This is a genomic window from Streptomyces decoyicus, assembly GCF_019880305.1.
Taxonomy (GTDB): Bacteria; Actinomycetota; Actinomycetes; order Streptomycetales; family Streptomycetaceae; genus Streptomyces; species Streptomyces decoyicus.
Window position 1 is genome coordinate 4,884,310 of the sequence record NZ_CP082301.1, and the last position, 22,451, is coordinate 4,906,760.

The following is a 22,451-nucleotide window of genomic DNA, read 5'->3' on the forward strand; positions in this document are numbered from 1 at the left end:
GCACGCCGCCGCTCCTGCGGTCCTGCGGTGTTCCTACTTCTTCTTCGCGGCGTCCCCGAACGGCAGATTCGACCCCGAGAGGTCGGCGCGGATGCCGTCCCGCTCGACGGAGATGTGCCGTAGCCGGACGTCCCCGGGCGCCTTGGGGAGCTGGAAGGACAGCGACAGCCGGTCCGCGAGCTGCGGCTTGGTGAGCCCGGTCAGCGCGCCGAGGATCTTCGGGTCGATACCGACCTTCTGAAGCAGCCAGGGGTGGTCCGCCACCACATCGACGAGATTGACCTTCATCAGCTTCTGGATGAAGCGCGGCGACCCGGTCAGCTCGTGCAGCTTCTGCTCGTTGCGCAGCGCGTCCTGGATGTACGCCTTGGGGATGCCGATCCGGTCCGCGATCGCCGGGACGCCCAGCATCGCCTTGACCTTGGCGGCCTGGTGGCTGAGCTCGGCGGCGGTCTTGCGGGTCAGCCGCAGGCCCTCTTCCTTGCCGGTGCCGGGGCGGTAGACGGCGATGTCGCCGATGTCCAGGCGCATCCGGCTGATGTCGGTGGAGATGCCGCGGTCACCGGCCCGCTGAATGCGCGCCTCGGCCCGTACCCGCAATTCATGGCCGACGATCGGCAGTTGACCGACCGCACGGACCGCGTTGGGGCCCATTTCGCTGAATTTCACCTGCGAGGCGCCCAGCTCACGATTCATGTCGTCGAAGGCGAGCAGCACGCTGCCGTGCATGGTGCCGATCGTGGCGCCCTTGATGGAGGTGGGCAGATCGCCGTCGATACGGACGTCGTTGGCGGTGGCCTCGAATTTCGCCAGGGAAACCCGGTCGGCGGCCAGGTCGGGAATCGTCACCTTCACCTGGTCGACGTGCTTGCCCATGACCTGGGTGAGGAAGGGGAATCCCGCGATGTCGACCTCGGGAGTGGCGTTCAGATGCAGGGCATCCTTCACCTTTTCCGCGGTCTTGTTCTGCGCGTAGAGCACCGCGAACCGGTCGAAGAGCGCGAGGAACGACGTCCCGACGAGGACGGCGACCAGCAGCTTCACGGTGATCGACATGGCGGCGAAGCGGCTGATCCCGCGCTTCTTGCGGCGGTGGTTCGGCGGCTTCCAGGCCGGGCCGTCCGTGTCGTCGTCCGAGCGCAGGCCGAGGCCCAGCGGGTCGTCGCTGTCGTCGCGCTCGTTGAGGTAGGTGCGGCGGCGGGGAGCGCCGGCGGCGTCGAACGCGTCGGCTGCCGGGCCGGGTTCGGGCTCCGGCTCGGGGTCGGCGAGGGCTGCCAGGTCGGCGTAGGGATTGACCGTGTCGAGCTTTCTGGTGTCCCCGGTGGGGTCGTTCGCGGCGCCCGTCGCGGCGTCGGCGGAGTGGTGCCGGGCGGCGGGCGAGGGCGGCGGCGACGATATGCGCGTGGGGGTTCGCATCCGTCCATCCCACCACGGGCGGGACCCTCGAATGCAAGTTGCACTACCAGTAAGTCGGATACGCGAAGCTTGTCCCGCCGGACTTGATAAAAAATTGCCGCGCTTGTGGGGCGACCTGAACTACCGTCACCTCTCTTGGTGACCTGAGCGGCAGTGCGCACCTTGTTGGGGTCTGTTGATATCTGTCCGCACTCTCCGCCTTACTTACCGCACTTACTCATTTCCTTCCGCTCATTCCGCTCACTCGACCGACAAACGGAAGACGGTAGTCATCCCATGAAGTCTCACGAAGGCCGTTCCATGATCGTGGTAACCGGCGCAACCGGCAATATCGGCCGCAGTCTTGTCGGCCGGCTCCTCACGGAAGGCGCCGCGGTACGCGCACTGAGCCGCGATCCGGCGCGCGCCGGCCTGCCGGCCGAGGCCGAGACGGTCCGCGCCGACCTCACCGGCACGGACGACCTCGGCCCGCTGCTGGCCGGCGCGGAGGCGCTGTTCCTCAACCTGGCGGCCGGCGGCGACCGGGCCGCGGCGGCGCTGCTCGACGCCGCCGTCAAGGCCGGTGTGCGCCGGGTCGTGCTCAACTCCTCGATGGCGGTGACCGATACCCCGGCCGACGAGGACAACTTCATCGCCCGGCTGCACGCCGGTCTGGAGCGCGCGGTGCGCGACTCCGGCCTGGAGTGGACCTTCGTCCGCGGCGGCAACTACGCCACCAACGCCCTTGCCTGGGCCCCGTCGATCCGTGCGTCGGGCGTGGTGCGCGAGGCGCACCCGGGCGCCCAGGGCGTCCCCGTCCATGAGGCCGACCTCGCCGATGTCGCGGCCGTCGCCCTGCTCGACCGCAGCGGCGCGCACCTGGGCAAGGCGTATGTCGTCACCGGCCCCGAGCGGATGACCGTTGCGCAGCAGGTCGCCGAGATCGGGCGGGCTACCGGGCGCGAGACCCGGGTCGAGCGGATCTCCGAGGAGGAAGCGGCCGAGGCGATGACCGGGCGGCATCTGACCAAGGAGGCCGCGCTGGAACTCGTCCGGATGTTCGGCCGGACGGTCGACGCGCCGCCCTTCCCCGTCTCGGACGCCGTCGAGCGGGTCACCGGCCGGCCGGGCCGGACGTTCGCCCGGTGGGCGCAGGACCACGCCGCCGACTTCTCCTGAACGGGCGGGCCGCCGGTGCCCCGGCGGCCCGCAGGCTCCTTTGATGGAGCACGGCCAGCGGCAGCAGCACCACCGCGCCCACGAAGAAATACGCATTGATCGCCATGCCCGTCCAGAACTCCCCGGACGAGAGGTCGGCCGGCCGCTCCGCCAACCCCAGCAGGCCGTACGGGGTGAGCCCGGTGACCATGGTGAGGTTTTCCACGAGGCCCGGCACTCCTCGTACCACCAGCAGGACCGCCCCGAACCAGAGTGGGAGGGTCACCGCCCACGGGGGTAGGCGGCGGCCCCACGGCCGGACGGTCGCCAGTGAGAGGACCGCGCCGACCGCGGACATCGCGGTGATCAGCCCGTCGTACGCGAGGAATCCCCATACGGGGACGCTGTCCTGCCCGCCCATCGCCGACCGGTAGTCGATGCCCATCCACAGATGCCATAGAAACGAGACGGTCAGCCAGCCGAAGGCCGCATACGCCCAGAACGCCGTCCGCCGGCGCAGGTGCCGCGCCGAAGCCGCAGGTGCCACCGAAGCCTTGCTCCGCAGAGAAGTCATGTCCCGCACGCTACGAGCGCCGCGGTCGAGCGGCGTCCTCCTCCGGGTGCGGCTCCTTCCCCCGTACGGCGGATCCCCAACTCCCTCTGGACGGAGCCCTGATGCCCCGGTGTCGCGCCGCAGAGCCCTTTGTCGTCGCGTCGGAAAAGCCTTTGCCGCCTCCCCGTTCGCCGCCTTACCGTCCGCGCATGCTGCCTCGTGTGGACACGGACGAAGAATGGGACGCGATCGTCCCCGACGAAGAGGTGATGCGGCCCGGCGCCGCCGCCCTGTGCGCCCGGCTCGGCGTCCGCGCGGGCCCCCTTTCCCGCTTCCCCACGGGGTCCCAGCCCGTCTACGCCGTCGGGGACCGCTACGTCCTCAAGCTCTTCCCCGCCGCCGCTGCCGACGACGGGATCGTCGAGGCGCGGGTGCTCGCCCACCTCCAGGGGCGCCTCCCCGTCCCCACCCCCTATGTCCACGACGCCGGTGGGTGCGAGAACGGCTGGCGCTATGTGCTGATGTCCCGGCTGCGCGGCACGGACCTGGCCGCCGCCTGGCCCCGCATCCCCGCGGCCGACCAGGACCGGATCGCCACCGAGGCCGGTGAGACCCTCGCAGCCCTGCACGCCCTGGACCCGGCACCGCTCGCCGATGTGCTCGGCCCCGGCGACTGGGGAGCCTTCACCGACCGGCAGCGCAGCACGGCGGCCGACCGGCAGCGCGCCCATGACCTGCCCGAACCCTGGCGGGAACAGATCCCCGAATTCCTCGCGTCGGTGGCGCTGCCCGCCGGGCCGCCCGGCGTCCTGCTGCACACCGAGTTCATGCGGCAGCATCTGACCGTCGACCCCTCGGACGACTGGCGGCTGACGGGACTCCTCGACTTCGAACCCGCCATGATCGGGCATCGCGCCTATGACTTCGTCGCGGCCGGCCTCTTCGTCTCCCGGGGCGATCCCCGTCTGCTGTCGCGCATCTTCCGCGCCTACGGGGAGTCCTTCGCCCCCGGCGAACTCCTCGCCCTCGCGCTGCTGCACGTCTACAGCAATCTGCCCTGGTACCTGAGCGAGCTGCCCGCCCCGCCCGAGCCGACCCTCCCGTCCCTCGCGGAGACGTGGTTCGGGGCGGAGTGAGGGCGGTGCGGCGCGGGCCGTCAGAGGCAACCGGCCCTGAACTGCCCGCCGGCACCTTTTCCGCACCCCGCGTCATCCGCACCCCGCGTCATCCGCAACGCGCTTCCTCCGCAACCCACGGCATCCGCAACGCGCTTCAGGTGAAGAAGCGCAGCAGCGCCTTCGCGGTGCCCCGGGGGTCGTCCTCGGGAGCGAAGTGGCCCGCTCCGGGGAGGGTCTCCTGGACGGCGCCGGGGATGGCGGCGGCGATGCGGTCGCTGGTGGCGGGGTCGAGCCACTCGTCCTGTTCACCCCACAGGACCAGGGTGGGAACGGTGATCTCGCCGAGGCGGGCCACGGCTTCGCGGGTGTCCTCGTGGCTGACGGCGGTGACCTGGTCGAGCCAGCGCTGCTGTCCGTCGCGGCCTGCCCACGGGGCGAGATAGCCGTCGGCCGTCTCCTGGGTCATCGGGTGGTGGGTGGCGGTGCGGAAGCGGGCGGCGATGAGGTCGCCGAAGATGTCGGCCGGCATGGTGCGGTAGACGTCCGAGTGACGCTGCTGGTGCTCCGTGAACGGGGTGTTCCAAGGACCCAGGAGGGCGGCGTTCAGCAGTACCAGCCGGCGGACGGGTACCCGCTCGACGAGATGGGCCCGTGCCACGATCCCGCCGCCGATGTCGTGGCCGACCAGGGTGGGCTCCGCCAGGCCCCAGTGCTCGGTCAGCTCCGCCAGGGTGCGGGCCTGCCGGGCGATCGAGGGGGTGGTGCCCGGGGCCGTGCGGGAGCCGCCGAAGCCGAGCAGGTCCCATACGTGCACGGTGTGGTCGCGGGCGAGGAGGGGGACCACGCCCCGCCACAGGTAGGACGAGGCCGGCGTGCCGTGAACGAGGACGACCGGGGGGCCTTGGCCGAAGACGCCGGTGGCGGCCTCGCCTCCCGAGACACTGACGCGCTGGTCCAGCTTCCACGTCGCAGCAGTCTGCGCGAGCACGGCAACCCACTCCCTAGCTAAGGGGTAAAATTGACTTTGTCCGGTTACCCTAGCATGGAGTAAGGCGTGAAATTTGATTTTTCCGATTACGCGTTGGGGGCGGGGGTCGCAACCGACCTCGTCAACACCTCCCCCAGCGTGCGCAGCGCCGGCGAAGTGCTGGCCGACCCGGCCGCCCTGACCACGTTTCTGGCGGAGCACGGTCTGCACCCGGACGCGTTGGCCGACGGGCGCGGACCGACGCAGGACGATCTCGATCAGGTGCGAGCGCTGCGGCAGGAGATCCGCGCCCTCCTGGAGACGCCCGCCGAAGAGGACGTCGTGGACGCCGCCGCCGGACTGGTCGCCCGCGCGGGTCTCGGCCCCTCCCTGTTCCGTGACGGCGAAGGCCGATGGCAGTGGTGCGTCGCGGCACGGCCGGAGGCCTCGCTCGCCGACGAGTTGGCCGTCCTCATGGGTGTCGGGCTGCTGGGGGCGTTGCGCACCCTGAGCCATGGCCGCTTCCGGCACTGCACTGCCGACGGATGCCAGGGCATGTTCGTCGACACCAGCAAGGCCGGCAAGCGTCGCTACTGCATGCCCGAGGTGTGCGGCAACCGGCGCAACGTCGCCAACCACCGCGCCCGGCGCGCCCGCAACAGCGCGGACACCACCCGGAGCGTGTCTCCTTGACGGCCGGTCATGCGCAGGACTACGTCGCCCTGTGAGTGCGTCGCCCCACTGCCCTGGTGTGATCACGAAAGACCGCGGGCGGCCCACCGACGAAGACGTCCCCGCTCCGGCGCAAGGCCGGAGCGGGGACGCGGTGTACGAGGGAGCCGAGGCGGTGCCCGGCGCCGTCGGGAGGCCCCGAGTGGGGGGCCGCTGCCTACTTCACGACCGTGATGCGGTCCGCCTTCGGCGGGGTGAGGGGCTTGTCCGCCGAGGAGTGTGCCGTCAGGTAGCCGGTGAAGGCGTCCAGGTCGGAGGGGCCGACGTACTTGTTCCTGCCGTCCTTGAAGGCGGCGAAGCCGTCACCGCCGCCGGCCAGGAACTCGTTCATCGCGACGCGGTAGGTCTTGGCCGGGTCGAGGGCGGCCCCGTCCAGCTTCACCGAGTCCTTGACGACGCGCGCGGCGCCCGACTTGGTCATGTCGAGGGTGTAGGTCAGGCCCTCGGAGACCTGGAGGATCTTCGGGGAGGCCTCGTTGGAGCCGCTGACCTGCTGCTGGAGCCCGGCCAGCAGCTGGGAGCCGGTGAGGTCGACGACGTTCAGCATGTTGGTGAAGGGCTGGACCGTGAACGCCTCGCCGTAGGTCACCACCCCGTCGCCCTCCGAGCCGGACGCCTTGAAGGCGAGGTCGGAGCGCACCCCGCCGGGGTTCATCAGGGCGAGCTGGGCGCCGCCCTTGCCGTCCGCCTTGGTGGCTTCCAGCTGGGCGTCGGAGATGACGTCGCCGAGCGGTGACTCGGGGGCCGCTGCGCCGCGGCCCGCGATGTCGGCGGAGATATGGCCGACGGGGCGGCCCGCGACCGGCGCGGCGAGCTTGTTCCAGCGGGCGATCAGCGACGTCATGTCCGCGGCCTTGGGCTGGGTGCGGTCGACGACGTGGTTGGCCGCGTGGGGCGCCTTGACCGTGGTCCGCACGATGTCGCGGGTGCGGCGGTCGTAGGTCAGCGTGGTGTCGGTGTAGAGCTTGCCGTAGGACGCGGCGGAGGTGACGGTGCGCGGCCTGCCGGACGGGTCCGGGACGGTGCAGCTGTAGGCCTGGTGGGTGTGGCCGGTGACCAGCGCGTCGACCTTCGGCGTGACGTGCTTGGCGATGTCGGTGATCGGCCCGGAGATGCCGTCGCCGGGGCCGGGGCTGTCGCAGTCGTAGTTGTACGAGGTGGAGGCGGGCAGACCGCCTTCGTGGATGAGGGCGACGATCGACTTCACGCCCTGCTTGTTCAGCACCTTGGCGTACTTGTTGATCGTCTCGACCTCGTCGTGGAACTTCAGGCCCTTGACGCCGTCGGCGTTGACGATGTCCGGGGTGCCCTCCAGCGTCACCCCGATGAAGCCGATCTTGACACCCTTGTGCTTCCAGACGGTGTACGGCTTGAGCAGCGGCTTGCCGGACTTCTCGTCCGTGACATTGGCGGTCAGGTACGGGAAGCCCGCGCCGCGGAACTTCCTGCCCTTCTCGTAGCAGCCGTCCTTCGGGTGACAGCCGCCCTTCTGGAGGCGGGTCAATTCGGCCCGGCCCTCGTCGAATTCGTGGTTGCCGACGGAGGTGACGTCGAGGCCCAGCTTGTTCATCGCCTCGATGGTCGGCTCGTCGTGGAACAGACCGGAGAGCAGGGGGCTGGCACCGACCAGGTCGCCGGCCGCGGCGGTGACCGAGTAGGGGTGGCCCTTGCGGGCCGTCCGCAGGGACTGCGCGAGGTACTCGGCCCCGCCCGCCGCCACGCTCTTCTTGCTGCCGTCCGGCCGGCTCTCCTCGACCGTGCCGGAGGAGCCCTGTGGCGGTTCGAGATTGCCGTGGAAGTCGTTGAAGGAGAGCAGCTGCACATCGACGGTGCGGCCGGCGCGGGCGGCGCGGGCGGCGTGGCCGGTGTCGGCACCGGCCGGCAGGGCGGTGGCGGTGAGCCCGGCGGCGGCCAGTACGGCGGCGCCGATCGTCAATCTTCGTACGGTGCGGCGCCGTTGCGGTGTCGCTGGCATGTGTTCCCCTCCTGGATGGTCCTGAGCGGACGGCAGCTTATTGTCGACGCGCGTAGCGCAACAGGGGTCTCCGGGTTACGAGCTGGTTGCCGGGAGGACGAGGAGCCGCGGGTGGTGCCCCGCCGGGAACCCGGCAGGGTCGTACGCTTCACACATGACTGACGCTGCACAGGAGATGGGCCGGGCCGGCCGCAGGATCCAGGTGGTCGACGAGCTCGCGCCGGAAGAGGCCGGAGCCGTCCTCGAGCTGATCGAGCGGGCCGCGCGTACGGACGGGCAGCCCGCCGTGTCCGAGCAGGGGCGGCTTCAGCTGCGCGGAGGCGTACGCGCGGGCGTGCGCCATGTGCTGGTGTACTCGCACGGCGACGAGGCCGAGGAGCTGGTCGCGTACGGGCAACTGGAGGACACCGACCCGGTGGAGGCACCGGCCGCCGAGCTGGTGGTGCACCCGGGGCACCGCGGCCGCGGGCACGGCCGGGCGCTGGGCGGCGAGCTGCTGGAGCAGTCCGGGCGCCGGCTGCGGGTCTGGGCGCACGGCGGGCATCCGGCCGCCCGGCACCTCGCCCAGACCCTGGGGCTGACGATGTTCCGGGAGCTGCGGCAGATGCGGCGCTCGCTGACGGATCTGGAGCTGCCGGAGCCGGTGCTGCCCGAGGGCGTGTCGGTACGGACCTTCCAGCCCGGCACCGATGACGCGGCCTGGCTGGAGGTGAACGCGGAGGCCTTCGCGCACCACCCGGAGCAGGGTTCGCTGATCCAGCGCGATCTGGACGACCGCAAGGCCGAGGGGTGGTTCGACCCGAAGGGCTTCTTCCTGGCGGAGAAGGACGGGCGGCTGGTCGGCTTCCACTGGACCAAGGTGCACGCCGACGAGGGCCTCGGTGAGGTCTATGTGCTCGGGGTGCGTCCCGGCGCCCAGGGCGGCGGTCTGGGCAAGGCACTGACGTCGGTCGGACTGCGGCATCTGGCCGGTCAGGGGCTGCCGACGGCGATGCTGTACGTCGACGCGGACAACGCGGCGGCGGTGAGCGTGTACGAGCGGATGGGGTTCGCCACGCACGAGACGGATCTGATGTACCGCTCGGAGACGTGAGCGGGATCTGATGTACCGCTCGGAGGCGTGAGCGGGACGGAAGACGGTCGCCGCGGGGCGGGCCCACGAGGGCCCGCCCCGTTCGTCATTGCTGCCGGGCGCGCTCGTCCGGCTGTTGCCGCTGCTCCTCCTGCTGCGCCCGCCACTCGCGCGCCAGCATCGCGTAGACGACCTCGTCGCTCCACTCCCCGTCGAGGAACTCGTTCTCCCGCAGATGGCCCTCCCGGCGCATCCCCAGCCGTTCGAGCACCCGGGCCGAGGCGGTGTTGCGCCCGTCCAACTCGGCCTGGATGCGGTGGAGGTGCAGCTCCTCGAAGCCCAGTTTCAGCAGCGCCCGGCTCGCCTCGGTGGCGTAGCCGTGACCGGCGTGGTCCGGGTGGAAGACGTAGCCGATGCCGCCCTGGCGGTGGGCCCGGCTCTTCCAGAAGAAGGTGACGTCGCCGACCAGGGTGCCGCTCTCGCGGACGACGACGGCGAGCTGGAGGACGTCGCCGGACTCGCGCAGCGTGGTGCGGGCGGTCTTGGCGTCGACGGAGGCCCGCGAACCGGCCTCGTCGAAGGGGCCCCAGTAGAGGTAGCGGCAGACCTCGGGGCGGCGCTGGTAGGCGTGGATCGCGGCGAAGTCGTCGTGGCGGACGGGGCGCAGATCCAGGCGTTCGGTGCGTATCGGGTAGCCGGGGGTGTACGGCAGCGGCGGCGTCAGGGGTGCGGAGGAAGGGGGCACAGCGGAAGCGTAGGCAGCGGAGGTTGACAGGTGCAGCCCATTTCCCCCACCCTTTCACTACTTAATTAGTGGAATGGCTTAGGGGGACGGGTGATGCGGTCGATGGCCACGGAAGAGGTGACCGGCCGGGCCTCGGGGCGCACCGCCGTCGAGGCGATCGGCCTCGGCAGGCGCTACCGCCGCCGCTGGGCCCTGCGCGACTGCACCTTCCGGCTGCCGGCCGGCCGTATCTGTGCGCTGGTCGGGCCCGGCGGCGCCGGGAAGAGCACCCTGTTCTCGCTGGCTTGTGGCCTGGTCCGCCCCAGTGAGGGGACCGTACGGGTCGGCGGCGTGGCCCCCGCCACCGCCGCGGGCCGGGCCCGGGTCGCCCACCTCACCCAGGGCAAGCCGCTCTACCCGCGGCTGACGGTCGCCGAGACGCTGCGGCTGGGCCGCGAGCTCAACCCCGGCCGCTGGAACGGGCGGTGTGCCGAGCGCGTCGTCCAGGAGGGCCGGATGCCCCTCGACGCCCGCGTCGGCGCCCTCTCCGGCGGGCAGCGCACCCTCCTCGGGCTCGCCCTGGCCTTCGCCAAGAGCCCCGAACTCCTGCTGCTGGACGAGCCGCTGGCCGGCCTCGATCCGCTCGTACGGCACCGGGTCGCGGCACTGCTGCTGGCCCAGGCCGCCGAGCACGGCACCACCGTCGTGCTGTCCTCGGACCTGCTCGCCGAGCTGGACGGGGTCTGTGACTACCTGCTGGTGCTGGGCGGCGGCCGGGTGCGGCTCGCGGGCGAGATCGATGACGTCATCGGGGCGCACGCCCTGGTGCTGGGGGCGCACCGGGACGGGGCGCTGCCGCCCGCGGTCGCGGCACACACGGTCATCGAGACACAGACGTCAGGGCGGCACTTCACCGCCGTCGTACGGCGCCAGGGCGCGGTCGCCGCCGGCCCCTGGGAGACCGTGGAACCGTCCCTGGAGGAACTTCTGCTCGCTTATCTGCGCGCGCCCGACGCGCCCGCACTGATAGCGCCGAGCGCGGAGCCGGTCTCGGCGCGGTGGCGCCGCCGGCCCGGCAACAAGCCGGGGATCCCCGGTATGCCGCGCAACGGACCGCCCGGCCCGAGCGGCCGTACGGGCGGCTGGAAAAGCCCGCCGGGCGGCGCGGCGGGCACACGGTACGACCACCACAGCGGCAAGGGAGCGGCAGCATGACCACCACGGCAGACCCCGGCACGAACGGGCGCGGCACAGCGGGCGATCCGGGCGGCACCCGCCAGGCGGGCGGTCGTGCGCCGCTGGGCGGGCTCGTGTGGCTGGTGTGGCGCCAGCACCGCCTGGTCTTCGGCGTGCTGCTGGCCGCGGCGGTCGCCGGCGCGGTCTTCTGCGCGGTGCTGCGCGGCCAGATGGCCGGGTTCATCGACGCCCACCACATCGCCGGCTGTTCGCAGATCTCCCTCGTCCCGCGCTGTGCCGACGCCCAGGAGGCGGTCACCGAGTTCCGCAACACCTACGGCTCGCCCCTGCGGCTCATCGAAGTGGGCCTGGTGCTGCTGCCCGCACTCATCGGGCTGTTCCTCGGCGCCCCGCTGATCGCCCGCGAGCTGGAGGCCGGCACCGACAAGCTCGTACTGACCCAGTCGGTCGGCCCGCTGCGCTGGCTGGCGGCGAAGACCGGCCTGCCCGCGCTGATCGTCCTCACCGCCACCACGGGGCTCTCGCTGGCCTTCAGCTGGCTCTGGCAGGTCGCCGGCGACGAGGTCTCCGGCTTCTACTGGTACTCGACCCTCGGCTTCCACTCGCTCGGCCCGGTGCCGGTCGCCTACTCCCTGCTGGCCCTGGCGGTCGGCGTACTGGCAGGTCTGCTGCTGCGCCGCACGGTGCTGTCGATGGGCGTCACGCTCGCCGCTGTGGTGGTGGTGCAGGTTGCGCTGTCCCAGCTCAGGCCGTACCTGCTGCCGGCCGTGACGACCGAGTTCCCGAACGGCCGGCCGGCCCAGCTGCCGGACGACGCGTGGATGGTGGGCCAGGGCAACTACACCCGGTCCGGCGCCCGGCTGTCCGACGCCCCGTGCGACCCCGCCCCCAGCTACGAGACCTGTCTGCGGCAGAACGATGTGGCCGGCCAGTACATGGAGCACCACCCGGTGTCGCAGCACTGGCCGCTGGCGTGGATCGAAGCCGGGATCGTGCTGGCGGTGGCGGCGGTGCTGACGGTGATCGCCTTCCGGGTGATGCGGCGCCGGCACGGCTGAAACGGGATGCCCGGCCGAAACGCAACGGGCGGCCCGGCCGAAACGGGCGGCCCGATCCGGCCGACGGTCGGACCGGGCCGCAAAGACGGGAATCGGGGGCTGCCGCGGCGGCCCCCGCATGCCTCCCGGGCTACGGGGCCACGGCGCTCCGCATCCCGGGAGACACCATGCGTGTGACAACGGCTGTCCTGGGGGAAGCACAGAGAGACGCGCCCCGGCGGCGGCACCCGGCACCGGCTCCGGACCGCACCGCCCCAGGAGCCCTCCCGGCCCCGGGGCGCGGCCACCGGCCCCCGGCAACAGCCTCCGGCCGCCCCGGAAAACACCTGGGAGCAGCCCCCCGCTTGCCTGGCCGCCATGTCCGCTTTACCGGCGATTCAACGTCGCTTGCGAGCATCGGTGAATGCAGCCCGCTGTGCCGAACGTCCCCCACCCGAGGCTCCATCTCGCGCCGCCGCCACCTCCTGACGCGCCTGGAACCCCCAGGACGCGGAAGAATAAGGTCATGAACCAGCAGCCCAGCGCTGAGGCACAGGCCCAGCCCGAGACGCCGACCCCGCAGCCCCCGCGGGCCGCGGCCCCCTCGGCGCAGCCTTCCGTGGGCTCCATCGCCGCGCACCGCCCGCAGGCGGTCCGGGGCACGGTGCCCGGACTGGAGCCCGACCTGGACGCCGATCCCGATGCGTACGAGGACGAGGGCGTGGTGGGCGCCGACGGCGAGGAGCTGCCCGGCGACCGGTTCCTGGACCGCGAGCGCAGCTGGCTGGCCTTCAACGAGCGCGTGCTCGAACTCGCCGAGGACCCGGCCACCCCCCTCCTCGAACGGGCGAACTTCCTTGCGATTTTCGCCAGCAACCTGGACGAGTTCTTCATGGTCCGGGTGGCCGGACTCAAGCGACGGATAGCCACCGGCGTCGCCACCCGCTCCGCGTCCGGACTCCAGCCCCGCGAGGTGCTGGACCTGATCTGGACCCGTTCGCGCGAACTCATGGCGCGGCATGCCGCCTGCTTCCAGCAGGACATCGCCCCCGAGCTCGCCGACCACGGCATCCACCTGATCCGCTGGCCCGAGCTGACCGAGAAGGAGCAGGCCCGCCTGTTCACCCTCTTCCGCCAGCAGATCTTCCCGGTGCTGACGCCCCTGGCGGTGGACCCCGCGCACCCCTTCCCGTACATCTCCGGCCTCTCGCTGAACCTGGCCGTCGTCGTACGCAACCCGGTCAGCGGGCATGACCACTTCGCGCGGGTCAAGGTGCCGCCGCTGCTCTCCCGCTTCCTGGAAGCCTCCCCGCAGCGCTACGTCCCCATCGAGGACGTCATCGCCGCCCACCTGGAGGAGCTGTTCCCGGGCATGGAGGTGCGCGCGCACCACATGTTCCGGGTCACCCGCAACGAGGACCTGGAGGTCGAGGAGGACGACGCGGAGAACCTCCTCCAGGCCCTGGAGAAGGAGCTGATGCGGCGGCGCTTCGGGCCCCCCGTGCGCCTGGAGGTCGAGGAGTCCATCGACCCGGCCGTGCTCGACCTGCTCGTCCAGGAGCTGAAGATCTCCGACGCCGAGGTCTATCCGCTGCCCGGCCCGCTGGACCTGACCGGCCTCTTCGGCATAGGAGCGCTGGACCGGCCCGAGCTCAAGTACCCCAAGTTCGTCGCCGGCACCCACCGTGACCTCGCCGAGGTGGAGTCGGCGTCCGCGCCGGACATCTTCGCCGCCCTGCGCAACCGCGACGTCCTCCTCCACCACCCCTACGACTCCTTCTCCACCTCCGTCCAGGCGTTCCTGGAGCAGGCCGCCGCCGACCCGGACGTGCTCGCGATCAAGCAGACGCTCTACCGCACCTCCGGCGACTCGCCGATCGTGGACGCGCTGATAGACGCCGCGGAATCCGGCAAGCAGGTGCTCGTCCTCGTCGAGATCAAGGCCCGCTTCGACGAACAGGCCAACATCAAGTGGGCGCGCAAGCTGGAGGAGGCCGGCTGCCATGTCGTCTACGGCCTGGTCGGCCTCAAGACACACTGCAAGCTCTCCCTCGTCGTCCGCCAGGAAGGCGAGATGCTGCGCCGCTACTCCCATGTGGGGACCGGCAATTACCACCCCAAGACGGCCCGGCTCTACGAGGACCTCGGCCTGCTCACCGCCGACCCGCAGGTCGGCGCCGACCTCTCCGATCTCTTCAACCGGCTCTCCGGCTACTCACGCCGGGAGACCTACCGCCGTCTCCTGGTCGCCCCCAAGTCCCTGCGGGACGGCCTGGTGCAGCGCATCGAGAAGGAGATCGCGACCCAGCGGGCGGGCCGTCCCGCCTACGTCCGCATCAAGGTCAACTCGATGGTCGACGAGGCCGTCATCGACTCGCTCTACCGCGCCTCCCAGGCCGGCGTGCCGGTCGATGTCCTGGTACGCGGAATCTGTGCGCTGCGCCCGGGCGTCCCCGGCCTGAGCGAGAACATCCGCGTCCGCAGCATCCTCGGCCGCTTCCTGGAGCACTCCCGGGTCTTCATCTTCGGCAACGGCGGCGAGCCCGAAGTATGGCTGGGCAGCGCCGACATGATGCACCGGAACCTGGACCGCCGGATCGAGGCACTGGTGCGGGTCGCCGACCCGGCGCACCGCGCCTCCCTGAACCGGATGCTGGAGACGGGGATGTCCGGCTCCACGTCCTCCTGGCACCTGGGCCCGGACGGCGACTGGACCCGGCAGGCGGTGGACGCGGACGGCGCGCCGCTGCGCAACATTCAGGAAATGCTCATCGACGCCCGGAGGCGCCGGCGTGGCCCAGCGACATGACCAGCCGACCGGAGGGCCGGCAGGTCTCATCGGAACCGGATACGACTTCGGCGCAGCGCCCGGAGCCCGTTCCGCGGTGGTGGACGGCCCGTACGGAGGCGACGACGGCACCCACGGGCCGGACGACGCCTCCTGCGGACGGGACGGCGCCGTGCACCGGCCGCTTATGACGCACGGCTCCGCCGGCGACGACGGCACCGGCCCCGGCGGCGACATCAGCACCTTCCTCGCCGCCCGCACGGCCGAGGAGGTGCTCGCCGGTTATCTGCACCAGCAGTCCGCGGACTTTCTGCGCAGCCTGCGCCTGCACCGGGAGAGCGGTTCCGACGCGGAGGGCGCCGGGGAGGCTGCCTGGCAGCTGCGCCGCGCCGCCCGCCGGATCAGCGCCACCCTGTACACCTTCCGCCCGCTGACCGAGGAGGCCTGGGCCGACCAACTCCGTTCCGAACTGGGCTGGTTGTCCGGCACCCTCGCCCGCGAACAGGCCTGCGCCGCCCGCCGCGAGCGGCTCATGGCGGCACTTCAGCGAATGACGGGCCGCGGCGAGCGCCCCGACCGGTCCGACCGCCAGGGCCGGCCGGACCGCGGCAAACGGGGCGACCGTACGGGCACGAGCTCCGCCACCGGACCGGCCGGCTCCACTGCCGGAGCGTCCACCACCGCCTCGTCGACTCCCGCCGCCGAACCGGACGACGGCGCGCTTGCGGCCGGTGCCGCGCGGGCCGGAGCGCTGCTGGACCGCCAGCTCACCCTCGCCCGCACCCGCGCCCACTCCGCCGCGTTGCAGGCCCTGGGCTCCTCCCGCTTCCACGCCGTCGCCGACTCCGTGGCGGTGCTCGCCTCCGAGGCGCCGCTGGCCCGTACGACCGCCGAGCGCTCGGCCGGTGAGGCGCTGCCGCCACTCGCCGAGCAGGCACACCGACGGCTCGCCGAGGCGGTCGCCGCACTGCCGCTGTCCCGTGGGGGCTACCCGTACCACGCCGCGGCGCTCTCCGCCGACCAGCGCCAGGACGCGCCCTGGCACCAGGTCCGGATGCTGGTGCGGCTGAGCCGTTACGCCCGGGAGGTGCTCGCGCCGGAGTACGCCGACACCCGCCTGGCGGAGGCCGGACGGGCGCTGGAGTGGCACCGCGACGCCGCGGAGGCCGCCGCGGCCGCCGCCGCGGCGGCCCGCACCCCGCGGATCGCCCCGGCCACGGCGTACGCCCTGGGGGTGTTGCACGCCGACCAGCGGCACGAGGTGGAGGCGGCCCGGTTCGCCTTCGGCCGGGTATGGCTGCCGCGGACGCCGGAGCGCAAGAGCTGAGCACGGACGGAAGACCCGAGGACGGACCGAAGACCGGAAAGGGCCGAGGTCCGAGAACCGAGGAGTAAGGAGTGAGGAGCGAGGAAGACGCTGGGGGACCGGAACGGCGAACGGCACGGCTGACCGGGAGGAGGTGATGATGTGACGGTGTCTCAGAAGCCGATTCGCGCGGCGGGATGTGTCCTGTGGCGCCGGTCATCGTCAGGCGACGGCATCGAACTTGCCCTGATCAGACGCCCGAAGTGGGGAGACTGGTCCCACCCCAAGGGCAAGCTGAAGCGCGGGGAGGACCCCCGGCGTGCGGCGGTGCGGGAAACGCTCGAAGAGACCGGCATGACCTGCGAGCTCGGCCCGGAGTTGGCAACGCTCCGGTACCTGGTCGACGACCGCCCCAAGGAGGTCCGCTACTGGGCGGCCGAAGCCACCGGCGGCTCGTTCGAGCCGAATGACGAGGTCGACCGGTTGCTGTGGCTCCCCCCTGCCGCTGCACGCGGATACCTCACACAGGAGCGGGACAAGGAGCTGGTCGACGCACTGCTCAGTGCCTTCCACGCCACCGGGGAGGGACTGCGAGGGTGACGCAGGTGCGGGGGAGAGCCGGTGCGGCGCGATGCGCCAGGACTTCGGGCTCGCGAAGGGGCTCGGAAAGTGCCTCGCAAAGTGCCTCGCAAAGTGCCTCGCGGAGTGCCTCGCGGAGTGCCTCGCGAAGAAAAGAAGAAGTACACCCACTCCTCGCCACTTTAAACGTATAGCTCACCGGGGGGCTTGCGACAAGACCCCCGTCGTGCCGCAGAATCACCGGCCGAAGCCAGCACCGGCGGAGTCGGCTTCGAAGAATGCGACGCGGTGAGGCGGGGGATTCGATGATCGACGTGATCATTGCCGGCGGGGGACCGACCGGATTGATGCTGGCCTGCGAGTTGCGGCTGCACGGTGTGCACGTGGTCGTGCTGGAGAAGGAGACGGAGCCGACCACATATGTCCGCGCGCTCGGCCTGCACGCGCGCAGCATCGAGGTGATGGACCAGCGCGGTCTGCTGGAGCGGTTCCTCGCGCTCGGCAAGCAGTACCCGGCCGGTGGTTTCTTCGCCGCCATCGCCAAGCCGTCGCCGGAGCGGCTGGACACCGCCCATCCGTACGTCCTCGGTATCCCGCAGCCCACCACCGATCGCCTGTTGACCGAGCACGCCCTCGAAGCCGGCGTCGAGATCCGGCGCGGCTGCGAACTGGTCGCGCTGAGCCAGGACGACCACGGGGTGACCGTCGAGCTGGCGAGTGGGGGCACGCCCGGCAATGGGGGCGTAGCCGCCGGGGCAGGGGGAGGCACGCAGCTGCGCTCGCGCTACCTCGTCGGCTGCGACGGCGGCCGCAGCACGGTGCGCAAGCTGCTCGGCGTCGGTTTCCCCGGTGAGCCCAGCAGGGTCGACACGCTGCTGGGCGAGATGGAGGTGGCCGTGCCGCCGGAGACGCTGGCCGGCGTGATGGCCGAAGTCCGCAAGACCCAGTTCCGGTTCGGTGCCGGGCCCATGGGGGACGACGGGGTGTACCGCGTCGTCGTGCCCGCCGAGGGGGTGGCCGAGGACCGCACGGTCCCGCCGACCCTCGAGGAGTTCAAGCAACAGCTGCGGGCGTTCGCCGGCACCGACTTCGGTGTGCACTCGCCGCGCCGGCTCTCCCGCTTCGGCGACGCCACCCGGCAGGCCGAGCGCTACCGGGTCGACCGGGTGCTGCTGGCCGGCGACGCGGCGCACATCCACCCGCCGACCGGCGGGCAGGGGCTCAACCTCGGGATCCAGGACGCGTTCAACCTCGGCTGGAAGCTCGCCGCCGCGGTCAACGGCTGGGCACCGGAGGGGCTGCTGGACAGCTATCACCACGAACGGCACCCGGTGGCCGCCGACGTGCTGGACAACACCCGTGCGCAGATGGTGCTGATGTCCACCGACGCGGGTGCCCGGTCGGTGCGCCGGCTGGTGGCGGAGCTGATGGACTTCGAGGACGTGAACCGGCATCTGACGGAGAAGATCATCGCGATCGGGGTCCGCTACGACTTCGGCGAGGGCCATGAACTGCTCGGCCGCCGGATGCGGGACGTGGGGCTGAAGCGGGGGCGCCTCTACGAGCTGATGCACGGCGGCCGCGGACTGCTGCTCGACCAGACCGGCCGGCTCTCGGTGGCGGGCTGGGCGGACCGGGTCGACCACGTCGTCGACGTCAGCGAGGAACTGGACGTGCCCGCGGTGCTGCTGCGACCGGACGGCCATGTGGCGTGGGTCGGTGAAGACCAGCAGAGCCTGCTCGACCAGCTGCCCACGTGGTTCGGCGCTGCCGCCGGCTGAGCGCGCGGTGGTGAGCCGAGAGCCTCCGCGGTCACCGGCTCCGCCGCTCGCCGCACCGGCCACGATACGACGCTGACGGGCGATCGGGAATCGTGACCATGTCTCCTCAAATGGGCCATGTCCCCCGCGAGTTCCGCCCTGTTTCTGCGCTGGTCCCTTGAAGTACCACCTGCCGCAACGAAGCCCGGACCGGAGGATTTTTCCCGTCAACCAGTTCGTCGCACCAGCAGGCCGGGGAAAGGGCCGGCTTGCTAATTTCAGGGGTTTACACTGCCTGCATGGCACAGAAGGTAATCACCATCTACACGGACGACCTCACGGGCGAAGAGTCCACCGAGGCCGCTACGCACACTCTTTCTCTTGACGGTGTGACTTACGAGATCGATTTGAGTCCGGACAGTTACGACCAGCTGCTGGAAGCCGTTGGGCCGTTCTTGAAGGCCGGCCGCAAGACCGGGAAGGGCCGTAAGCCGCGTAAGGCGGCAGCCGCCGGTAATGAGGACACCGCCGCGATCCGGGCCTGGGCCAAGTCGAGCGGGTACAACGTCAGTGACCGCGGGCGGGTGCCCGCCGAGATTCGTGAGGCGTACCAAAAGGCCAAGTGAATTTTTTGCATAAACCGGAAGCCCCTCACCACGTGTGAGGGGCTTCTTTGTGTCCGGTTCCGGCGGGGGTGGGCTGTCCACAGGGGCAGTGGCTGCCCGGCGTTCCGGGCAAGGGAAAAGGACAATCAAGAAGGCATTCATTTCCGTGGATTAGCCGGACACCGCCCGGCTGCGGCGCATTGCGGGGAGGGGGAGAGGCGGCCGGGCCGCCCCGTGCCCCCGGGCAGTCCCCGCTCGTGCTTCAGCGGCGCCGCAGGGACGCGTCCGCGAGGGCCGGCGGCGCGTAGTAGCTGTCGGCCGGGTTGAGGTCGATGCCCGGCGGGACGATCGCGTCGATCCGGTCCAGGACGTCCGCGCCGAGCGTCACCTCGGAGCCCTCCAGCATGCTGTCGAGCTGGTCGAGGGTCCGCGGGCCGATGATCACGGAGGTGACCGCCGGGTGGGACCGTACGAAGGCGGTCGCCAGATGCGGCAGTGCCAGACCCGCTTCCGCCGCGAGCTTCGAGAGCGCGGCGACGGCCTCCGCCTTACGGGCGTTCTCCGGCACCGACAGATCGAACTTCTGGCTCTCCAGCCCCGCGCGCGAACTGGCCGAGAGATCGCGGCCGGAGAGCCAGCCGGCGCTGAGCGGGCCCCAGGTCAGCACGCCCATGCCGTAGCGCTGCGCGGTCGGCAGCACCGCGCGCTCCGCCCCGCGCGCCAGCATCGAGTACGGCGGCTGCTCGGTGCGGAAGCGGACGTGGCCGCGGCGCTCGGCGGTCCACTGCGCCTCGACGAGCTGCTCGGCGGGGAAGGTGGAGGTGCCGATCGCCCGTACCTTGCCGGACCGTACGAGGTCGGAGAGCGCGGAGAGCGTCTCGTCGATGTCGGTGGCCGGGTCGGGGCGGTGCACCTGGTAGAGGTCGAGGTGGTCGGTGCCCAGCCGGCGCAGGCTGTCCTCCACGGCGCGGATGATCCAACGCCGTGAGTTCCCGCCGTGGTTGGCGTCCGTCCCCATCGGGTTGAAGAACTTCGTGGCCAGCACGACGTCCTCGCGGCGCCCCTTGAGCGCCTTGCCGACGATCTCCTCGGACTCGCCCGCGGCGTACACGTCCGCGGTGTCCACGAAGTTGATGCCCGCGTCCAGCGCACGGTGCACGATCCGTACACAGTCGTCGTGATCGGTGTTGCCCCAGGCGCCGAGCATCATCGCGCCGAGCGCGTACTCGCTGACCGAGATGCCGGTACCGCCGAGGATCCTGCGCTGCATGAGCTGCTCCTTATGTGAGTTCTCAGGGGCCGTCCCCGGGGCGTGCCGGAGCGGCCTCCGGGGCGCCCCTGAGCCTTATGTGCACCACCTTGCGGTCCGTACGGGGAGCGGACCAGGCCCGTCACAGCCTGGGTCCGGCGGAACCACCCGACCGGCCGTGCGTCGCATACTGGACCGATGCTGCACGCCGAAATCGAGATCAGTTCGTTCCTCAAGGCGCGCCGGGCGGCGCTCGACCCGGCGGACCTCGGCCTGCCCGGCGGGCTCGGCCGCCGCCGGGTGCGCGGGCTGCGGCGCGAGGAGGTCGCCCAGCTCGCCGGCATCAGCGTCGACTACTACACCCGGATCGAACAGGGCCGTGCGCCCGCCATCTCCGACTCCGTCCTGGACGCGATCGCGCGGGCGCTGCGGCTGTCCGGCGGCGAAGCGACGTATCTGCGCAATATCGCCGTCCCCCGGCGCCGTACGGCGGAGTGCGTTGCCGCCCCGGGGTCGGACCGCGGCCCGTGCGCCCGTCCCCGGCAGACCGTACGCCCCGAGATCCAGCAGCTCCTGGACGCGATGGAGACCACCGTCCCGGCCATAGTCCTCGGCCGCGGCCTGGACATCCTGGCCTGGAACGCGCTCGGCGGCCGGGTCGCCTTCGACCTGCCGGCGCTCGCCCCGGACCGCCGGAACACCGCGCTGCTGGTCTTCCTCGACCCGGCGGCGCGCGACCTGCACCCGGACTGGGAGGCGAAGGCCGTGGAGGTGGTCGGCAATCTGCGCGCCGAGAGCGGCCGCCACCCCGAGGACCCGCGGGTCTGTGAGGTGGTCAACGAACTCCTCCTGCACAGCCGGGACTTCCGGCGGATCTGGGAGACGCAGTCGGTGCACGAGTGCCTGCGCGGCGCCAAGCGCCTCGTGCATCCGCACGTCGGCGAGCTCTTCGTCACTTTCGAGAGCTTCCGCCTGAGCACCGACCCGGACCAGGTGCTGGTGACGTACACCGCCGAGCGCGGGTCGCAGACGGAGCGGCGGCTGCGGGAGCTGGGGGCACTCGGGCACCCGGTGCTGACCGCGTAGGAACCGGTGCCGACCGCGTGGGAACCGGTGCCGACCGCACCGCGTAGGAACCGGTGCCGACCGCGTAGAAGAGGGATGTGCCCGCCCCTGTGGAGATACGCCCACCCCTGGGGAGATGCGCCCGCCCCTGGGGAGATGCGCCCGCCCCTGTGGAGATGTGCCCGCCCCTGGGGAGATGCGCCCGCCCCTGTGGAGATGTGCCCGCCCCTGGGGAGATGCGCCCGCCCCTACGGACGGGCGCTTGCCACCGCGCTGCCCCGAGGAGCCAGCGCCTCCCACCGCACCGTGACCTCCCCCTGGCGCCGGCGCCGCGGGTCGCCGGTCAGCGGCCAGTCCGTGGCCAGTGCCTGTACGGCGGCGCGCCACCGCTGGCGGGCACCGAGGGCGCCGAGCGGGGCGGCGGTGGCCCAGGCGCGGTCGAAGTCCCGCAGGAAGGCATGGACCGGCTCGCCCGGCACATTGCGGTGGATCAGCGCCTTCGGGAGGCGTTCCGCCAGGTCGGAGGGTGTCTGGAGGGAGCCGAGCCGGGCGGCGAAGGTGACCGTGCGCGGCCCTTCGGGGCCCAGCGCCACCCAGACGTGCCGCCGCCCGATCTCGTCGCAGGTGCCCTCTATCAGCAGCCCGCCGGGCGCCAGCCGTGCGCACAGCCGCCGCCACACGGCGGCCACCTCGTCCTCGTCGTACTGGCGCAGCACATTCGCCGCCCGGATGAGGACCGGTGCCCGCTTGCGCTGCCCCGGCAGCGGCACCTCGAAGCCGCCGTGGAGGAAGTCCAGCCCCGGCCGTTCGTACGGCCGGGCGGCCTCGACCCGCGCCGGATCTATCTCTATGCCGACGACCCGGGCGTCCGGGCGTACCGTACGCAGCCGGCCCAGCAGCTCCACCGCGGTCCAGGGCGCGGCGCCGTAGCCGAGGTCGACCGCCACGGGGTCGGCGGCGCGGCGCAGCTCGGCGCCGTGTTCGGCCGCTATCCAGCGGTCCATGCGGCGCAGCCGGTTGGGGTTGGTGGTCCCGCGGGTGGCGGTGCCGACGGGCCGGGACGGCGGGGGTATCAGGGCGGCGGCGGAGACCGTGGGGCGGCGGACCATGCCATCGAGGGTATGGGGTGGACACGGGAAGCCCGCCCGCCGCGGTCGCCCGCCGCGGTTGC

At 71.8% G+C, this 22,451-nt stretch carries 19 protein-coding genes; 12 read left to right on the forward strand and 7 right to left on the reverse strand.

Going from position 1 to position 22,451, the window contains the following annotated elements; all coding sequences use genetic code 11:
• Positions 1–33 precede the first annotated feature (33 nt).
• A complete protein-coding gene (locus K7C20_RS21540) occupies positions 34–1,416 on the reverse strand; it encodes an LmeA family phospholipid-binding protein (RefSeq protein WP_030080953.1) in 1,383 nt (460 codons plus the stop codon).
• Positions 1,417–1,716: 300 nt separating this feature from the next.
• Between K7C20_RS21540 and K7C20_RS21545 the strand changes: the two genes are divergently transcribed.
• Positions 1,717–2,574: an SDR family oxidoreductase gene (locus K7C20_RS21545; RefSeq protein WP_030080951.1), complete on the forward strand. Its 858-nt coding sequence runs from the start codon at positions 1,717–1,719 to the stop codon at positions 2,572–2,574.
• Here the strand turns inward: K7C20_RS21545 and K7C20_RS21550 are convergent.
• Positions 2,510–3,127 (reverse strand): DUF3995 domain-containing protein, encoded by a 618-nt coding sequence (locus tag K7C20_RS21550; protein ID WP_150127339.1) that lies wholly within the window; start codon positions 3,125–3,127, stop codon positions 2,510–2,512. The genes K7C20_RS21545 and K7C20_RS21550 overlap by 65 nt on opposite strands.
• Before the next feature lie 188 nt (positions 3,128–3,315).
• Between K7C20_RS21550 and K7C20_RS21555 the strand changes: the two genes are divergently transcribed.
• Positions 3,316–4,242 carry a phosphotransferase family protein gene (locus K7C20_RS21555; RefSeq protein WP_030080948.1) on the forward strand — a complete coding sequence of 309 codons (927 nt, stop codon included), beginning with the start codon at positions 3,316–3,318 and terminating at the stop codon, positions 4,240–4,242.
• A 136-nt stretch (positions 4,243–4,378) separates the two neighbouring features.
• Here K7C20_RS21555 and K7C20_RS21560 read toward each other — a convergent pair whose 3' ends face one another.
• On the reverse strand, positions 4,379–5,212 hold the full coding sequence (locus K7C20_RS21560; RefSeq protein ID WP_053210359.1) for an alpha/beta fold hydrolase: 834 nt from the start codon (positions 5,210–5,212) through the stop codon (positions 4,379–4,381).
• A gap of 66 nt (positions 5,213–5,278) precedes the next feature.
• On the opposite strand from K7C20_RS21560, the gene K7C20_RS21565 reads away from it, so the two are divergent.
• The gene (locus K7C20_RS21565) at positions 5,279–5,884 is read left to right on the forward strand and encodes a CGNR zinc finger domain-containing protein (RefSeq protein WP_030080946.1); all 606 of its coding nucleotides are present in this window, start codon (positions 5,279–5,281) and stop codon (positions 5,882–5,884) included.
• Positions 5,885–6,080: 196 nt separating this feature from the next.
• On the opposite strand, the gene K7C20_RS21570 is transcribed toward K7C20_RS21565, so the two are convergent.
• On the reverse strand, positions 6,081–7,898 hold the full coding sequence (locus tag K7C20_RS21570) for a bifunctional metallophosphatase/5'-nucleotidase (RefSeq protein ID WP_048829390.1): 1,818 nt from the start codon (positions 7,896–7,898) through the stop codon (positions 6,081–6,083).
• Between the two features lie 154 nt (positions 7,899–8,052).
• On the opposite strand from K7C20_RS21570, the gene mshD reads away from it, so the two are divergent.
• Positions 8,053–8,991: a mycothiol synthase gene (gene mshD, locus K7C20_RS21575; protein ID WP_030080942.1), complete on the forward strand. Its 939-nt coding sequence runs from the start codon at positions 8,053–8,055 to the stop codon at positions 8,989–8,991.
• Positions 8,992–9,076: 85 nt separating this feature from the next.
• Here mshD and K7C20_RS21580 read toward each other — a convergent pair whose 3' ends face one another.
• A complete protein-coding gene (locus K7C20_RS21580) occupies positions 9,077–9,715 on the reverse strand; it encodes a GNAT family N-acetyltransferase (protein WP_078953590.1) in 639 nt (212 codons plus the stop codon).
• Positions 9,716–9,817: 102 nt separating this feature from the next.
• Between K7C20_RS21580 and K7C20_RS21585 the strand changes: the two genes are divergently transcribed.
• The 7 genes from K7C20_RS21585 (at position 9,818) to K7C20_RS21615 (ending at position 18,987) form a co-directional block, all read left to right on the forward strand.
• Positions 9,818–10,909, forward strand: coding sequence for an ATP-binding cassette domain-containing protein (locus tag K7C20_RS21585; RefSeq protein ID WP_078953599.1), 1,092 nt, complete (start codon positions 9,818–9,820; stop codon positions 10,907–10,909).
• Positions 10,906–11,949 carry an ABC transporter permease gene (locus tag K7C20_RS21590; protein ID WP_030080936.1) on the forward strand — a complete coding sequence of 348 codons (1,044 nt, stop codon included), beginning with the start codon at positions 10,906–10,908 and terminating at the stop codon, positions 11,947–11,949. Before K7C20_RS21585 ends, K7C20_RS21590 begins: the two co-directional genes overlap by 4 nt.
• Positions 11,950–12,454: 505 nt before the next feature.
• Complete coding sequence (locus K7C20_RS21595; protein ID WP_030080934.1) at positions 12,455–14,737, forward strand: RNA degradosome polyphosphate kinase; 2,283 nt, start codon at positions 12,455–12,457, stop codon at positions 14,735–14,737.
• The gene (locus tag K7C20_RS21600; protein WP_245171838.1) at positions 14,721–16,043 is read left to right on the forward strand and encodes a CHAD domain-containing protein; all 1,323 of its coding nucleotides are present in this window, start codon (positions 14,721–14,723) and stop codon (positions 16,041–16,043) included. The genes K7C20_RS21595 and K7C20_RS21600 overlap by 17 nt, the downstream gene beginning before the upstream one ends.
• 141 nt (positions 16,044–16,184) lie before the next feature.
• The gene (locus K7C20_RS21605; RefSeq protein ID WP_053210361.1) at positions 16,185–16,622 is read left to right on the forward strand and encodes an NUDIX hydrolase; all 438 of its coding nucleotides are present in this window, start codon (positions 16,185–16,187) and stop codon (positions 16,620–16,622) included.
• Positions 16,623–16,906: 284 nt separating this feature from the next.
• Positions 16,907–18,382 carry a rifampin monooxygenase gene (rox, locus tag K7C20_RS21610; RefSeq protein ID WP_030080926.1) on the forward strand — a complete coding sequence of 492 codons (1,476 nt, stop codon included), beginning with the start codon at positions 16,907–16,909 and terminating at the stop codon, positions 18,380–18,382.
• A 278-nt stretch (positions 18,383–18,660) separates the two neighbouring features.
• Positions 18,661–18,987 (forward strand): histone-like nucleoid-structuring protein Lsr2, encoded by a 327-nt coding sequence (locus K7C20_RS21615; protein WP_030080924.1) that lies wholly within the window; start codon positions 18,661–18,663, stop codon positions 18,985–18,987.
• Between the two features lie 241 nt (positions 18,988–19,228).
• Here K7C20_RS21615 and K7C20_RS21620 read toward each other — a convergent pair whose 3' ends face one another.
• Positions 19,229–20,236, reverse strand: a complete 1,008-nt coding sequence (locus K7C20_RS21620) for an aldo/keto reductase (RefSeq protein WP_053210362.1) — start codon at positions 20,234–20,236, stop codon at positions 19,229–19,231.
• Positions 20,237–20,413: 177 nt separating this feature from the next.
• Between K7C20_RS21620 and K7C20_RS21625 the strand changes: the two genes are divergently transcribed.
• A complete protein-coding gene (locus tag K7C20_RS21625; RefSeq protein ID WP_030080918.1) occupies positions 20,414–21,301 on the forward strand; it encodes a helix-turn-helix domain-containing protein in 888 nt (295 codons plus the stop codon).
• A gap of 227 nt (positions 21,302–21,528) precedes the next feature.
• On the opposite strand, the gene K7C20_RS21630 is transcribed toward K7C20_RS21625, so the two are convergent.
• The gene (locus K7C20_RS21630) at positions 21,529–22,389 is read right to left on the reverse strand and encodes a class I SAM-dependent methyltransferase (RefSeq protein WP_053210363.1); all 861 of its coding nucleotides are present in this window, start codon (positions 22,387–22,389) and stop codon (positions 21,529–21,531) included.
• Positions 22,390–22,451: the final 62 nt, after the last annotated feature.